This window comes from Burkholderia seminalis (assembly GCF_001718535.1).
Classification (GTDB): Bacteria; Pseudomonadota; Gammaproteobacteria; order Burkholderiales; family Burkholderiaceae; genus Burkholderia; species Burkholderia seminalis.
The window spans coordinates 382,655-398,043 of sequence record NZ_CP013400.1 but is presented as its reverse complement, the minus strand read 5'-3'; the positions used below and the strand labels follow the sequence as shown (position 1 = coordinate 398,043).

Below are 15,389 nucleotides of genomic sequence, written 5' to 3'. Positions count from 1 at the left end.
ATTCGAAGGAAACCGAAACAATGAAGTTCAGATTGATGCTGCCCGCCGCCGTTCTCGCGGCCTTCTCTCCCGCCGGGCAGGCACAGGAAAGCGGCGTCGACCGCACCGGCGCCACGCTCGCCCCGATCCGCGTCGATGCGCGGAAAGCCCCCGCGCTCGCGCAGCCGCTCGACACCGGCAGCCATCTCGGGCTGTCGTCGCTCGAAACACCCGCGAGCGTCGAGCAGATCAACCGCGCGGCGCTCGACACGCGCGGCGACCGTTCGATCATCGATGCGGTGAGCCGCGCCGCCGGCATCAGCGCGTCGCCGCACCCCGGCAACGGCAACTCGGAGCTCGCCGCGCGCGGCTTCGTCGGCGCGTCGTCGGTCACGCAACTCTACGACGGCGTGCGCCCGTACGGCGCGATCGGCGTCACGTTCCCGTTCGACACATGGTCGGTCGACCACATCGACGTGCTGCGCGGCCCCGCTTCGGTAATCTACGGCGAAGGCGCGATCGGCGGCGTGGTCAACATCGTGCCGAAGAAGCCGACGCGCACGCCGATCCGCAACGAACTGCAGGTCGGCGGCGGCACCGAGGGCACCGCGCGGACCGCGTTCGGCAGCGGCGGCGCGATCAACGACAAGCTGTCGTACCGCTTCGACGTCAGCGGCAACCGCTCGTCGAACTGGGTCGACCGCGGCGATTCGCGCAATCTGTCGGTCTCCGGCGCGCTGCGCTACGACGTGACGCCCGACCTGTACGTGACGGCGTCGTATGCGCAGGGCTTCCTGCATCCGATGCAGTACTTCGGCGCGCCGCTCGTGAACGGCGCGCGCGATCGCGCACTCGACAGGAAGAACTACAACGTCGGCGACAGCGACATCGCATTCCGCGACAGCTGGGCCACCGTCTCGGCGAACTGGCAGCCGAGCGACAGCCTGAACGTGACGACCACGCTGTACCGGATGAAGAGCAACCGTCACTGGAAGGACGCCGAGTACTACACGTACCTGCCGTCGAGCGCGCAGGTGCGGCGCAGCAGCTACACGGAAATCTTCCACGACCAGGAGCAGTACGGCAACGTGACGACGGCCACCGTGAGCAGCGCGCTGCTCGGCATGCGCAACACGTTTTCGGCGGGCGTCGAGTTCAACCACACGACGTTCCAGCACGACAACAACTCGCCGTATTCGGGTACCTCGACGGTCGATCCGTTCGGCTTCGACCCGGGCAGCTTCATCAACACGGCCGGCACCTATCCGAAGTACCGCAGCCAGTCGAACCAGTACGCGCTGTTCGCGGAGAACCGGCTCGCGATCACGCCGCGCTGGTCGGTGATCGGCGGGCTGCGCTACGACTACGCGAGCGTGAACCGCGACGATCTCGTGAACGGTGGCGCCTTCACGAAGGTGTTCGCGAACACCGGCTGGCGCATCGGCACCGTGTACGACGTGCGGCCCGGTCTCGCCGTGTACGGCCAGTACGCGGTCGCGGCCGATCCGGTCAGCTCGCTGCTGTCGCTGAATGCGTCGAAGGCGGGCTTCACGCTCGCGACCGGCAGGCAGATCGAGATCGGCGTGAAGCAGTCGTTCCTCGACGGCAAGGCGGAATGGACGCTCGCCGCCTACCGGATCGTCAAGCGCAACCTGCTGACGGCCGACCCGGTGAACCCGAACCAGTCGATCCAGGTCGGCCAGCAGTCGTCGCGCGGGCTCGAGGCGACGGTCGGCGCGGAGATCGCGAAGGACTGGCGTGTCGACGCGAACGTGTCGATCCTGCGCGCGAAGTACGACGATTTCCAGCAGTCGTCCGGCGGCACGACGGTGTCACGCGCGGGCAACGTGCCGGTGTCGGTGCCGCAGCGGCTCGCGAACCTGTGGGTCAGCTGGCGCTTCGCGCCGGACTGGACGGGTATCGCGGGCGTCAAGTACGTCGGCAAGCGCTTCGCCGATACCGCGAACCAGCTCGTGATGCCGTCGTACACGACCGTCGACCTGGGCCTCGCGTGGAAGCCGCGCAAGGACACGACGATCACCGCGCGCGCGTACAACGTGTTCAACCGGCGCTACGTGCAGTCCGCGTACTACAACGAGACGCAGGTCCTGCTCGGCAACGACCGGCGGTTCGAAGTGCTGGCGAACTACCGGTTCTGACGGGGCATGCGCAACGGCGCTGCCGGTCGGTCTCCGGCAGCGCCGCGGCGGGCACCCGCGCGCCGATCACGCCCGCGTGCCTGCCGCACGCCCGGCCATCCACTTCCGGTACCGTCGCGTCTGGCACTGCGCGGCCAGTTGCTGCCGCACCAGCGCGCGCAGCGGCGACACCTGCGGGTGCGTGCGGCGGCCTTCGCTGAGCCGCGCGAGCTGGAACTTGACGACGGCCATGTTGGCCAGCGCGCCCAGCGCCTTGTTCTTCCAGCGGATCGGCTGCAGCGCCGGCGCGCTGTCCTTGCCCGCGCGCCAGTCGCGCGGCAGGTTCGGGTCGATCGACAGCGCGGTCGCGATGCCGACCATCGCGACGCCGCTGTTCACCACCTGCTCGGCCACCGCACGACGCCGGATGCCGCCCGTGACCATCAGCGGCATCCGCGCGACGGCCGCGATGTCGCGCGCGAATTCGAGGAAATACGCTTCGCGCGCCAGCGTGCGCCCGTCGCGTGCCTCGCCCTGCATCGCCGGCACTTCATAGCTGCCGCCCGACAACTCGACGAGATCGACGTCGAGCGGGTTCAGCAGCTCGACCACGCGCTTCGCGTCGTCCGCGCTGAAACCGCCACGCTGGAAATCGGCCGAGTTCAGCTTCACCGCGACGACGAATGCGGGCGACACCGCCGCACGCACGGCCTTCACGATATCGAGCAGCAGGCGCGCGCGATTCTCGATGCTGCCGCCCCACTGGTCCTGCCGGCGGTTCGTCAGCGGCGACAGGAACTGGCTGAGCAGATAACCGTGCGCCGCGTGAACCTGCACGCCGGTGAAGCCGCTTTGCTCCGCGAGCTGCGCGGCGCGCACGAAGCGCTGCTGCACGTCGCGGATATCGGCTTCCGTCATTGCCTTCGGCACCGGGAACTGCTTCGACAGCGCGCCGAGCGCGAGCGGCACGGCCGACGGCGCGAGCGTCGTCTGGCCGAGCGCCGCCTGCATCTGGCGCCCCGGGTGATTGATCTGCATCCACACGTGCGCGCCGCCCGAGCGCGCGATCTGCGCCCAGCGGCGGAAGCGGTCGAGATGCGCGTCGCTTTCGAGCACGACGCCGTTCGGTCCCGTCATCGCGCGGCCGTCCACCATCACGTTGCCGGTCAGGATCAGGCCGGCCTGACCGTCGGCCCACGCCTGGTACAGGCGCAGCAACGCGTCGGACGGGGCGTGGTCCGCATCGGCCATGTTCTCTTCCATCGCGGCCTTGGCCAGACGGTTCGGAATCACCGCCCCGTTGGGCAGTGTCAGCGGCGCAAACAGATTCATGGTGGACATCCTCGATTGACGATGCCCAACGATAACTTTAAAGTCAACTTTAAGGTCAAGCCCTTTTGGAGCACACCATGAAAATCGGCGAACTGGCGAAGGCGAGCGGCCTCGCGGCGTCGCGCATCCGCTTCTACGAGGCGAGCGGGCTGCTCGAACCGGCCCGCCGCCAGGCGAACGGCTATCGGGAATACGGGGCGGAAGCGCTGACGCGGCTCGCGATCATCGACCGCGCGCAGCGCGCGGGCTTCGCGCTTGACGAAATCCGCGCGGTGCTGCCGCCCGATCTCGGCGCATGGCCGCGCGACGAGCTCCTTGTCGCGCTGCGGCACAAGGTCGACGACATCGCGCTGCTCGAACAGCGGCTCGCGCAGAACCGGCAGCAGCTGGAAGCGCTGATCGACGAAATCGAGAACAAGCCGGCAGGCGAGGATTGCGCGGGCGCCGCGCAACGAATGCTCGACCGGCTTTGCGAGCAGGCCAGCCAGCCGCTGGAGCCCGCACCCGTGGTACGGCCGACGCGCAAGCGGGCATGACCGACTCCACCTCCCCGTTCGATCAACCCGCACCGTGGCGAGACGCGTCGACGCAAGCGCGTCGCCGTGCGCCGCGCAACCTCATGACCCTATCCGCATGACGCTCCCCCGTATCAGAGGATGGCTCGTCGCCGCGCTGCTGAGTTTCGGCATCGGCAGTGCCTGCGCGTCGACGTGCGACGACACGCATGCGTCGATCCGTTGCCCGGACACGTCGGCACTGCCGGCCGACATCGTCGCGCAGCTGCCGGCCGGCTACGAAGCGCTGGATGCCGCTTCGGGGCCCCTGACCGACGGCACGCGCAGCGGTTACGTCGTCGTCGCGCATCGGCCCGGCGATTCGACGCATACGCCGTCGCCGCGCCCGCTGCTGATCTTCGTGCAGGGCAACGACGGACGATACCGGCTCGCGGCGCGCAACGACACCGTGATCATGAAAGCCGAAGAAGGCGGCATGGGCGACCCGTATCTCGACGGCGTCGCCGAGCATGCGCTCACGGTCGAGCCGCGCACGTTCACCGTCGAACAAGGCGTATTCGCGGGCCATAGCCACTGGCGCGACCGCGTGACGTTCCGCTACGACGCGGCGCACCGCACGTGGGTGTTCCATCGCGAAGTGTTCCGGAACTGGCGATTCGACGCGGACGCCGACGGCGATGCGCTGAAGGCCGACCCGGTGCGTGTCACGCGCGCCAATGCGGCGAAGGCCGTCGCCTTCGAAGCCTGGCGGCCGAACGACTGGTGCGCTTCCGCCGAGCGGCGCGACACCGATCCGGCTTGCCGCCAGCCTTGACGGCGTCGGCTGGCGGCGACACGGGCGCCGCCGTGAGGATTGGCTTACGTCGCAGGTAATCGACGCGCGCCGCCCGCGCCGCGATCATGGCGCCATCGACTCACGAACCGCAACGACCGGGAGCCCGCCATGACCGCCTACGCCATCGCCCACCTGCACGACGTCGAGATGTGCGACGACATCGTCGGCTACCTCGAACGCATCGACGGCACGCTCGCGCCGTACGACGGCCATTTCGTGATTCACGGCGCGCGGCCGGAGGTGCGCGAAGGCGTGTGGCGCGGCGACCTGATCGCGATCGCGTTTCCCGATCTCGACACGGCGCGCGCCTGGTACGAATCGGATGCGTACCGGCGGATCCAGCCACTGCGCGCACGACACGCGAGCGGCCCGCTGATCCTGATCGACGGGGTCGACGAGCGGCACAAGGCGACCGACATCCTGCACTGAATCAGAACGCCGGCGATGCCGGCAACGCTTACGACGCCTTTCGCTCCATCGGCTCGCCGACGACGAAGCCGCCGCCCTGGAACCGCTGCGCGGGATCGTCGTACTCGGCGCTCGGCGCCGTCACCGGGAACAGGCCCGCGAACTGCTCGGAGCTGTCGCGCGGGCGGAAGCCGAGGAAGCCGGCCTTCGTGTTGTCCCACCACTTCACCGGGTTGTCCGACGCGCCGTAGACGATCGCGTGCCCGACGCGGTTCGTCAGCAGCGAGCAGCGCACGAGCTCAATGAAGTCGCGATAGCTGAGGAACGTGACGAGCATGCGCGGATTCTTCGGCACTTCGAACGACGAGCCGATCCGCAGGCACACCGTCTCGATCCCGAAGCGGTCGAAGTAGTAGCGCGACAGCGATTCGCCGAAGCACTTCGTCACGCCGTACAGGCTGTCGGGGCGCAGCGGCGAATCGGCGTCGAGCACTTCGGTGACCGGATGGAAGCCGATCGCATGGTTCGAGCTCGCGAACACGACGCGCTTCACGCCATGCTTGCGCGCGGCCTCGTACAGGTTGTACGTGCCGGTGATGTTCGCGTCGACCAGATCGTCGAACGGCGCATCGACCGAAATACCGCCGAGATGGACGATCGCGTCCACGCCCTCGACGAGCTGCATCACGGCCGGACGGTCGGCCAGATCGACCACGCGGATTTCTTCATGCGCGGCCGCGTCGTCCAGCGCCGCGATGTCGCTGACGCGCACGACGTCGGCCCAGTCGGCGAGCGCGCCGCGCAACTGGCGGCCGAGGTTGCCGGCCGCGCCCGTCAGCAGCAGGCGCCCGAAAGGTTTGCGCGCGGCGGTGGATGAGGCGTTCATCGAATCTCCTTGAATCTGACAATCTGATCAAAATCGGAAAACGTTTTCCAACTATACGCGGGGGCGCGACCGAACGTCAATGGCCGAACCTGTTCGCAGCCATCCGCACTTTCCCGATATCGGCCGGTGGCCGCAGCCCGGCTTTTTCTGCCACAATCCGGCGTTATCGAACGAAAACGTTACCCTTCCGATGAAAAAAGTTTCCCCGACGATCCGCGACGTGGCCGCGGAAGCCGGCGTGTCGGTCGCGACGGTATCGAAGTACGTGAACGGTACCCAGCGCTTCTCGCCGACCGTCGAGGCGCGGCTCAAGGAGGCCATCGAGCGGCTCGGCTACCGTTCGAACCCGCTCGCGCGTTCGATGATCACCGGCCGCACCCGCACGATCGGCCTCGTGATCCTCGACATCAGCAACCCGCACTTCACGAACGTGGTGAAAGGCGCGAACCGCGTCGCGCTGCAGCACGACTACACGCTGCTGCTCGTCGACACCGAAGAGAACCAGGCACGCGAACGCTCGCTGATCGAAGCGCTCGCGCAGCGCGTCGACGGGCTGATCGTCAGCACGCGGATGCCCGACGAGGAAGCCGGCTGGATGCTCGACCTCAACAAGCCGCTCGTGCTGCTGCGTCGCAGCCCCGGCCTGCCGATTCCGAGCGTCGGCATCGACAACCGGCTGTCGACCTACATGCTCGCGCGTCACCTGCTCAATCTCGGCCACACGCGCATCGCGTATCTCGGCTTCGGCAGCGCGCGCGTGAACGACGAGCGGATCCAGGGCGCACGCGATTGCCTCGCCGAAGCGGGGCTCACGCTCGACGTACACGACGCGCACGCACCGACCGCCGAGGCCGGCGAACGCGCGTGCTCGCGCGTGATGCTCGGGCCGCAACGCCCGCAAGCGGTGATCTGCTACAACGACCTGATCGCGCTCGGCTTCATGAAGGAAGCCGCGTCGCTCGGCTTCCGGCTGCCGCAGGACGTGTCCGTCGCCGGCATCGACAACGTGCCGTACGGCGAATACGCGGCGCCCGCGCTGACGACCGTCGACATCCAGAGCGAGAACATGGGCGAGCTCGCGATGCAGAAGCTGATCGACGCGCTCGCGGGGCGCACCGACGCGAGCTATTCGACGTTCGAGCCGCGGCTGATCATGCGGGCGTCGACGGCGCCGGCCGGCTGACCGCGCGCCCGCCCCGCACGCCGAACGAAAACGCGCCGCCCTCGGGCGGCGCGTTCGTTTGCCGGCACGCGATCACGCATCGAGCTTCGCGGGCTTCATCTTCGGCGTCAGCACGTGCATCACGGCCAGCGCGATCAGGTAGGCCGACGCGCCGATCGCGAACAGCACCCAGTAGTGGCCCGTGCGCTGCAGCACCTGGCCGATCACTTCCGAGAACAGCACGCCGCCGATCGAGCCGGCCATCCCGCCGATGCCGACCACCGACGCGACCGCACGGCGCGGGAACAGGTCGGACGCGGTCGTGAACAGGTTCGCCGACCAGCCCTGATGCGCGGCGGCGGCGAGGCCGACGATCAGCACCGCGACCCACAGGCTCTGCACCTGCGACACGAACGCGATCGGCAGCACGCAGCATGCGCAGATCAGCATCGCCGTCTTGCGCGCGCCGTTCACGCTCCAGCCCGCGCGCAGCAGCATCGACGACAGCCAACCGCCGCCGATGCTGCCGACCGTCGTCAGCGCGTAGATGCACACGAGCGGCAGGCCGATGTGCTGCATGTCCATCCCGCGCGATTCGTTGAGCCACTTCGGCAGCCAGAACAGGTAGAACCACCACACCGGATCGGTCAGGAACTTGCCGATCAGGAACGCCCACGTCTCGCGCTTGCGGATCAGTTCGCCCCAGCGCGGCGCGCCGGCGTCCGCGTTCGCCGCGTCGAGCGCCTCGGCTTCGTCGCGCGGTTCGTCGTATTCCGCGGCGAGTGCGCGCGTGTCGGCCTGCCGATAGAGCACGAGCCACACCGCGAGCCACACGATGCCGATCGCGCCGATGATCACGAACGCCGCGCGCCAGCCGTACGCCACCGCGATCGCGGGGATGATCGCCGGCGCGAACACGGCGCCGATGTTCGCGCCCGAGTTGAAGATGCCGGTCGCGAGCGCGCGTTCGCGGCGCGGGAACCATTCGGCCGTCGTCTTGATCGCGGCCGGGAAATTGCCGCCCTCGCCGATCCCGAGCAGCGCGCGCACGAACGCGAAGCCCGTCACCGAGCCGACCGCCGCGTGCAGCATCGCGGCGATGCTCCACACCAGCATCGCCACCGCGTACGACACGCGCGTGCCGAGCCAGTCGACGATCCGCCCGAAACCGAGCAGGCCGAGCGCATAGAACGCGGAAAACGCCATCACGATCCGGCCGTACTGCACCTGGCTCCAGCCGATGTCGTGCTGGAGCATCGGCGCGAGCAGCCCGAGGATCTGCCGGTCCATGTAGTTGATCACGGTCGCGAAGAACAGCAGCGCACAGACGGTCCAGCGGTAGCGGCTGGCGGCTGCGCGCACGGCGCCGACGACGGCAGATTGCATGAATGTCTCCGATGCGCGGCCGCGCCCGTCGCGCCGCACTGGGTTCGTTGACCGGCGACCGGCGCCGGGGCGGACGGCCCGCGCTGACGCGCGGGCCCTTTCGCCAATCAGTCTGGAAAACGTTTTTCAAAGGATAGGGCGTCTGCCGGCGCCCTGTCAGTCGGGGATTTCGATGAGTCATCTCAAATTGATCGCGGCAAAAGAGACGACTGTTTCGCAGCGTGGCATTAACCGTTTTTCCCGGATTTTCCCGACGCGCGCGCAGACGGGCGGCCGCCGATACACATGTCCGATTCCAGCCAGAATGCGGCACGGAGATGGGTTACAGTCGCCCCATGCGCCTCGATCCCGATACCTGCTACGACGCCCTGCTTGCGCGGAACCGCCGCTTCGACGGCTGGTTCTTCGTCGGCGTGGCGACGACCGGGGTGTACTGCCGCCCCGTCTGCCCGGTGAAGCCGCCGAAGGCGCGGAACTGCAGCTACTACCCGACCGCCGCCGCGGCCGAGAAAGCCGGGTTCCGGCCCTGCATGCGCTGCCGCCCCGAGCTCGCGCCCGGCCACGGGCTGCTCGACCTGTCCGGCAATCTCGCCGACGCGGCCGCGACGCTGATCGAGGACGGTTTCCTGAACGCGCACGGCGTCGACGCGCTCGCGCAGCGCGTCGGCGTGACCGAGCGGCATCTGCGACGGATCTTCGGCGCGCAGTTCGGCGTGTCGCCGGTCGAGTTCGCGCAGACGCACCGCCTGCTGATGGCCAAGCGGCTGCTGACCGACACCGCGCTGCCGCTGGCCGTCGTCGCGTCGACGGCCGGATTCGGCAGCGTGCGACGCTTCAACGACCTGTTCCGCCAACGCTACGGCCTCAACCCGCTGCGGCTGCGCAAGGGCGCCGGTGCCGCCGCCGGCGACATGACGTTCCCGCTGCCGTACCGGCCGCCGTTCGCGTGGGACGAGCTGATGCGTTTTCTCGCCCAGCGGCAGATCGACGGCGTCGAGCGGATCGATGCACGGGGTTATGCGCGCGCCGTCGCCATGCCGAACCGGAACGACGGCGGCCGCGTGACGGGCTGGCTGTCCGTCGCACACGTGCCGCAGCGCTTCGCGCTGGCCGTCACCGTGTCGCCCGCGCTGACGCCGGTCGTCCCGGCCGTGCTCGCGCGCGTGCGGCGGCTGTTCGATCTCGACAGCCGGCCCGACGTGATCGACGCGCATCTCGGCGAGCTCGCGCACGGCTCGCCGGGCCTGCGCGTGCCCGGCGCGTTCGACGGCCTCGAGATCGCGATCCGCGCGATTGCGGGCGAGCAGCTTGCGGCGGCGGATGCGTGTACGGGTACGCCCGTGCCGGCACGCCTCGCAGAACGTTTCGGCGCGTCGGTCGAAGGTGCGCCGCCGGGCCTCGCGCATGCGCTGCCGTGCGCCGCGACGCTGGCCGCCCTGCCGCCTGCGGCCCTCGAAACGATCGGCATCCCGCGCGAGACGGCGCGCGCCATCGTGTCGCTCGCGCGCGCGGTCGACGACGGCACACTCGCGCTCGAACCGATGGCGCCGCTCGACGCGACGCTCGCCGCGTTGCGCGCGATGCCCGGCTTCGACGAACGCGCGGTGCAGTACGTCGCGATGCGTGCGATGGCCTGGCCGAATGCGTTCCCCGCGGACGATACGTGGCTTCCCGCCCGCAACGAACGCGCGACCCTGCCATCATCCGCGCCGCATGCGGCGCGCTGGGCGCCGTGGCGCGCGTATGCCGCACTGCATGTGTGGCGCCTCCAAGGAGATGCAGCGCGATGACTCCCGCTCACCTGATTCCGAGCCCGCTGGGCGACATCGCCGTGCGCATCGAGGACGATGCGTTGACGGGCCTGTACTTCGTCGGCCAGAAATACTTTCCGCCGGTGACGATCGTGACCGAAGCGGACGCACACCCGATGTCGCCGATCGCGCGCAAGGTCGCGGAGGAAATCGCCGAATATTTCACCGGCACGCGCGACACGTTCTCGGTGCCGATCCACCTGCGCGGCACCGCGTTTCAGCGCCGCGTATGGAAGGAACTGCTCGCGATTCCGTTCGGCGAACTCGTGTCGTACGGCGACATCACCGAGCGCGTCGGGTTGCCGATGAGCGGCGCGCGCGCCGTCGGCGGCGCGGTCGGCCGCAATCCGGTATCGATCATCGTGCCGTGCCATCGCGTGGTCGGCGCGTCGGGCAGCCTGACCGGTTACGCGGGCGGCATCGATCGCAAGCGCGCGTTGCTGTCGCTCGAAGGCGCCGGGTTCTCGCGCGGCGCGTCCCATCCAGTGCAGCAGGCGCTCGCGTTCTGAGCGACGCTGCGCATCACGCGCTCAACGCCGGCCGGCGCGCTTCACGCTTCGCATACGCGCCGGGCGTCACGCCGAACTTCGCCTGGAACAGCGCGATGAACGACGACGTCGAGTCGTAACCCAGTTGCGCGGCCACCGTGCCGATCGGCTCGCCCGCGTCGAGCAGCGGCAATGACGCGAGCAGCCGCACGGCCTGCCGCCATTCGGTGAACGACAACCCCGTGTCCTGCCGGAACAGCCGCGACAACGTGCGCCGCGTCGCGCCGACCTGATGGCCCCATTCGTCGAGACTGCGCGTATCGCCCGGCGCGGCATGCAACGCACGCGCGATTTTCAGCAGACGCGGATCGCGCGGCAGCGGCACCGTCAGCGGCGCCGGCTGCATGCGCGCGATCCGGTCGGCGATCAGACACGCGAGCGCGCCGTCCGGCCCCGTCTCGTCGTAGTTCACCGGCAACTCGCCCGTCGCGATCACCAGCTCGCGCAGCAGCGGCGTCATGCACAGGATCGTGCAGTCGCCGTTCACGTCGTCGCGCGCGATCGCTGCATCGAGATACAGGCTGTGGAACGCGACGCAATCGCGCGTCGATACCGCATGCGGCACGTGCGGCGGAATCCACATCGCATAGTGCGGCGGCAGCAACTGCCGGCCCGACGGCGTCGACACCTCGAGCACGCCGCTCGTCGCATACATCAGCTGCGCCCACGGATGACTGTGCGCGTCGACGCTGACGTTGCCGGGAATGCCGAACGCGCGCACGTACAGCGGCCTCGGCAGCCGCGCCATCGGCGGCACCGCGTAAGGGTCGGCCGATTGTCCCGCCAGCAACATAAGACGTCCTCCGAAGGTCATTGCGCGAACGCATGCGATGCTACCGTGGCGGCTCTTCATTCACACGGCTTCCGTTCATGAGCGCTCACACCCGCACCACCCGCAAGACCGTCACCGCGATCCGTTCGACCAAGGGCATCGGCAGCCTCGTCGCGCTGACCGCGTATTCCGCGCCGATGGCGAAACTCGTCGACGACGTGGCCGACGTGATCATCGTCGGCGACTCCGTCGGCATGGTGCTGTACGGAATGCCCGATACGCTGCGCGTCACGCTCGACATGATGATTGCACACGGCGCGGCCGTCGTACGCGGCGCCGCGCAGGCGTGCGTCGTCGTCGACCTGCCGTTCTCGACGTTCCAGGAATCGCCCGCCCAGGCCTATCGTTCGGCCGCGCGCCTGCTCGCCGAAACCGGTGCGCAGGCCGTGAAGCTCGAAGGCGGCTGCGAGATGGCCGACACGATCCGCTTCCTGACCGATCGCGGCATCCCGGTGATGGCGCACGTCGGCCTCATGCCGCAGCAGGCCAACGCGACGGGCGGCTTCCGCGCGCAGGGGATGGACCCGCATTCGGCCGCGCACGTGTTCGACGCCGCGTGCGCGGCCGAGCGGGCCGGCGCGTTCAGCGTGGTGATCGAAGGCACCGCCGAGGCGCTCGCGCGCCACCTGACCGACACGCTGACGATCCCGACGATCGGCATCGGCGCGTCGCCCGCATGCGACGGCCAGGTGCTCGTGACCGAGGACATGGTCGGCGCGTTCGATGCGTACACACCGCGCTTCGTGAAGCGCTACGCCGACGCGAATGCGGTGATGCGCGACGCGATCCGGCAGTATGCGCACGACGTGCGGGAGCGCGTGTTTCCGGAGCCCGCGCATTGCTTCGGATACGGCAAGCCGCTGCAACTGCCGGAGGCGGCTGCGGTTGCGGCTACGGTTGCGTGATGCGGATCGAACGGTATGGTCAGGTCACGCGCGTTTGCGCGTCGCATGCGCGACCCGTGCGTTCGCTTCGAATTTCGCGCGATGCGTCGAGAAGAACGTTCGCACGTTGCGGACGTTCGATGCGCCGGTGAACAGCCGTCGCGCGAATTCGTCGTATTCGGCGACGTCGGCGAGATCGGCCACCACGACGAAATCGGGCCCCGGGGACACGCGGTAGCACTGCGTGACGGCCGGCTCCGCGCAGACGTAGGTTTCGAACGCGTCGTAGTCCTCGGCTGTCTGCCGGTCGAGACTGATCTCGATCAGTGCGGTGACGGCCGTACCGATCGCGACCGGGTCGAGCACCGCGACCTGCCGGCGGATCACGCCCGCCTCCGTCATACGCCGTACGCGGCGCATGCAGGTCGGCGGCGACGACAGCGCCCGCTCGGCCAGTTGCAGGTTCGACACCGACGCATCCTCCTGCAGGATCGCGAGGATGCGCAGGTCGAGATCGTCGAGGGTGATGCCGGCCATCGGCGGCTCCTTCCGGTCAAGGGAGTGAAATTTAATTTCAATATGATAGATGATCTACGGTACGTTTCATTTTCATTTGATTTTTGAAATTTAATTCCACACAGCCAGCCCTACCATCGCTCTCACTGATCCAGACAGGACATTTACGGAGCGCGATATGTGTGGAATTGTCGGGGCGGTCGCCCAGCGGGACATCCTGCCGAACCTGGTCGACGGCCTGAAGCGGCTCGAATACCGCGGCTACGATTCGTGCGGCGTCGTGGTCTATCGCGACCGCGCGCTCGCGCGGGCACGCAGCGTCGACCGCGTGGCCAACCTGCAGCGCGACATCGCCGCGCAGGCGCTGTCCGGTTACACGGGCATCGCGCATACGCGCTGGGCCACGCACGGCGCGCCCGTCACGCTCAACGCGCATCCGCACTTCTCGCCGAGCGACGCCAATGCGCGCATCGCGCTGTCGCATAACGGCATCATCGAGAACTGCGATCAACTGCGCGTGGAGTTGCAGGCGCACGGTTATGTGTTCGCGAGCCAGACCGACAGCGAGGCGATCGCGCACCTGATCGATCACCTGTACGACGGCGATCTGTTCGATGCGGTGCGGCGGGCGGTGGCGCGGCTGCGCGGCAGCTACGCGATCGCGGTGATGTGCCGCGACGAGCCGCACCGGATCGTCGGCGCGCGCGACGGGATGCCGCTCGTGGTCGGGGTCGGCGAAGGCGAGAATTTCCTGGCGTCCGATGCGATCGCGCTGTCGGGCATCACCGATCGCATCGCGTATCTGGAGAACGGCGACGTCGCCGACATTCAGCTGCATCGCTACTGGATCGTCGACGCGAACGGCCAGCGCGTCGAGCGCGCGGTGCAACGCGTCGCCGCGCATAGCGGCGCGGCCGATCTCGGGTCGTACCGCTACTACATGCAGAAGGAGATCTTCGAGCAGCCGCAGGCCGTGGCCGATACGCTGCTCGACGTGTCGTCGATCATGCCCGAGCTGTTCGGCGACGGTGCGTGGCGCGTGTTCAACGATGTCGACTCGGTGCTGCTGCTCGCGTGCGGCGGCAGTTATCACGCGGCGCTGACCGCGAAGTACTGGATCGAGAGCATCGCGAAGCTGCCGGCGAGCGTCGAGATCGCGAGCGAGTTTCGTTATCGCGACGGCGTGCCGAATCCGCGCACGCTGGTGGTCGCGGTGTCGCAGAGCGGCGAGACGGCCGACGTGCTCGGCGCGGTGCATATCGCGAAGAAGAGCGGGATGATGCATACGCTCGCGATCTGCAACGTCTCGACGAGCGCGTTGATGCGCGAATGCGCGCTGCAGTTCGTGACGCGCGCGGGCATCGAGATCGGCGTGGCGTCGACGAAGGCGTTCACGACGCAGCTCGTTGCGTTGTTCCTGTTGACGTTGTCGCTGGCGCAGGTGCGCGAGCGGTTGAGCGACGACGAGGAGAAGACGCATCTGCGCGCGCTGCGGCACCTGCCCGATGCGATGTCGAAAGTGCTCGCGCTGGAGCCGCAGATCATGGGGTGGTCGGAGTTGCTCGCACGACGCGACAACATGCTGTTTCTCGGGCGCGGGATGCATTACCCGATCGCGCTGGAAGGCGCGCTGAAGATGAAGGAGATTTCGTATATCCATGCGGAGGCTTATCCGGCCGGCGAGCTGAAGCACGGGCCGCTCGCGCTCGTCAGCAACGAGATGCCCGTGATCGCGGTCGCGCCGAACGACATGCTGCTCGAAAAGCTCCGGTCGAACATGCATGAGGTCAGCGCGCGGAACGGACGGCTGTTCGTGTTCGCGGATGTGGACTGCGGGCTGGTGCCGGGCGAGGGGATCGAGGTGATCCGGCTCAACGAGTACTACGGGCCGCTTTCGCCGATCCTGCATACGGTGCCGATGCAGCTGCTCGCGTATCACGCGGCGCTGGCGCGGGGGACGGATATTGATAAACCGAGGAATCTGGCGAAGTCGGTGACGGTGGAGTGAAGCCTGTTTTTTGAGCAATTTCGGCACGATGAAAAAAGCGTTCCGCGCCCCGTCCAGTTAGGTTTTTCGGAGAATTTATCTCCCTCCACGAAACGCTCCGGCCTTCACCCCCTCGTCTTCGCTCTGGATCGCGTTATGGCCGCGCTACA

Annotated in this window: 14 protein-coding genes; 9 read left to right on the top strand and 5 right to left on the bottom strand. The window is 68.1% G+C overall.

What is annotated here, in order from left to right; all coding sequences use genetic code 11:
- Positions 1-20: 20 nt before the first annotated feature.
- Positions 21-2,138 carry a TonB-dependent receptor gene (locus WJ12_RS22475; RefSeq protein ID WP_059559827.1) on the top strand — a complete coding sequence of 706 codons (2,118 nt, stop codon included), beginning with the start codon at positions 21-23 and terminating at the stop codon, positions 2,136-2,138.
- A 66-nt stretch (positions 2,139-2,204) separates the two neighbouring features.
- On the opposite strand, the gene WJ12_RS22470 is transcribed toward WJ12_RS22475, so the two are convergent.
- Positions 2,205-3,449, bottom strand: coding sequence for an NADH:flavin oxidoreductase/NADH oxidase family protein (locus tag WJ12_RS22470; protein WP_059559830.1), 1,245 nt, complete (start codon positions 3,447-3,449; stop codon positions 2,205-2,207).
- A 77-nt stretch (positions 3,450-3,526) separates the two neighbouring features.
- On the opposite strand from WJ12_RS22470, the gene WJ12_RS22465 reads away from it, so the two are divergent.
- The 3 genes from WJ12_RS22465 to WJ12_RS22455 all read left to right on the top strand — a co-directional run bounded on the left by WJ12_RS22465 (position 3,527) and on the right by WJ12_RS22455 (position 5,228).
- Positions 3,527-3,985, top strand: a complete 459-nt coding sequence (locus WJ12_RS22465; RefSeq protein WP_059559832.1) for a MerR family transcriptional regulator — start codon at positions 3,527-3,529, stop codon at positions 3,983-3,985.
- 97 nt (positions 3,986-4,082) lie between these two features.
- A complete protein-coding gene (locus tag WJ12_RS22460) occupies positions 4,083-4,778 on the top strand; it encodes a hypothetical protein (protein WP_034188448.1) in 696 nt (231 codons plus the stop codon).
- A gap of 129 nt (positions 4,779-4,907) precedes the next feature.
- Positions 4,908-5,228, top strand: coding sequence for a DUF1330 domain-containing protein (locus tag WJ12_RS22455; protein WP_059559834.1), 321 nt, complete (start codon positions 4,908-4,910; stop codon positions 5,226-5,228).
- Between the two features lie 28 nt (positions 5,229-5,256).
- Here the strand turns inward: WJ12_RS22455 and WJ12_RS22450 are convergent, their stop codons facing one another.
- Positions 5,257-6,093 (bottom strand): NAD-dependent epimerase/dehydratase family protein, encoded by an 837-nt coding sequence (locus tag WJ12_RS22450; RefSeq protein ID WP_034188450.1) that lies wholly within the window; start codon positions 6,091-6,093, stop codon positions 5,257-5,259.
- Positions 6,094-6,172: 79 nt separating this feature from the next.
- On the opposite strand from WJ12_RS22450, the gene WJ12_RS22445 reads away from it, so the two are divergent.
- The gene (locus WJ12_RS22445) at positions 6,173-7,276 is read left to right on the top strand and encodes a LacI family DNA-binding transcriptional regulator (RefSeq protein ID WP_034188451.1); all 1,104 of its coding nucleotides are present in this window, start codon (positions 6,173-6,175) and stop codon (positions 7,274-7,276) included.
- A gap of 72 nt (positions 7,277-7,348) precedes the next feature.
- Here the strand turns inward: WJ12_RS22445 and WJ12_RS22440 are convergent, their stop codons facing one another.
- Positions 7,349-8,641 (bottom strand): MFS transporter, encoded by a 1,293-nt coding sequence (locus WJ12_RS22440; RefSeq protein WP_034188452.1) that lies wholly within the window; start codon positions 8,639-8,641, stop codon positions 7,349-7,351.
- Positions 8,642-8,958: 317 nt separating this feature from the next.
- Here WJ12_RS22440 and WJ12_RS22435 point away from each other — a divergent pair, with 317 nt between their 5' ends.
- Positions 8,959-10,431: a DNA-3-methyladenine glycosylase 2 family protein gene (locus WJ12_RS22435; RefSeq protein WP_059559836.1), complete on the top strand. Its 1,473-nt coding sequence runs from the start codon at positions 8,959-8,961 to the stop codon at positions 10,429-10,431.
- Complete coding sequence (locus WJ12_RS22430; RefSeq protein ID WP_049028613.1) at positions 10,428-10,961, top strand: methylated-DNA--[protein]-cysteine S-methyltransferase; 534 nt, start codon at positions 10,428-10,430, stop codon at positions 10,959-10,961. Before WJ12_RS22435 ends, WJ12_RS22430 begins: the two co-directional genes overlap by 4 nt.
- 13 nt (positions 10,962-10,974) lie before the next feature.
- On the opposite strand, the gene WJ12_RS22425 is transcribed toward WJ12_RS22430, so the two are convergent.
- Positions 10,975-11,793 (bottom strand): AraC family transcriptional regulator, encoded by an 819-nt coding sequence (locus tag WJ12_RS22425; protein WP_059559839.1) that lies wholly within the window; start codon positions 11,791-11,793, stop codon positions 10,975-10,977.
- A 77-nt stretch (positions 11,794-11,870) separates the two neighbouring features.
- Between WJ12_RS22425 and panB the strand changes: the two genes are divergently transcribed.
- Positions 11,871-12,737: a 3-methyl-2-oxobutanoate hydroxymethyltransferase gene (panB, locus tag WJ12_RS22420; RefSeq protein WP_034188456.1), complete on the top strand. Its 867-nt coding sequence runs from the start codon at positions 11,871-11,873 to the stop codon at positions 12,735-12,737.
- 24 nt (positions 12,738-12,761) lie between these two features.
- Here panB and WJ12_RS22415 read toward each other — a convergent pair whose 3' ends face one another.
- Positions 12,762-13,253: an Lrp/AsnC family transcriptional regulator gene (locus WJ12_RS22415; RefSeq protein ID WP_059559841.1), complete on the bottom strand. Its 492-nt coding sequence runs from the start codon at positions 13,251-13,253 to the stop codon at positions 12,762-12,764.
- Positions 13,254-13,410: 157 nt separating this feature from the next.
- Here WJ12_RS22415 and glmS point away from each other — a divergent pair, with 157 nt between their 5' ends.
- Entirely contained in the window at positions 13,411-15,240 is a 1,830-nt protein-coding gene (gene glmS, locus WJ12_RS22410; RefSeq protein WP_059559844.1) for a glutamine--fructose-6-phosphate transaminase (isomerizing), read from the top strand.
- Positions 15,241-15,389 lie beyond the last annotated feature (149 nt).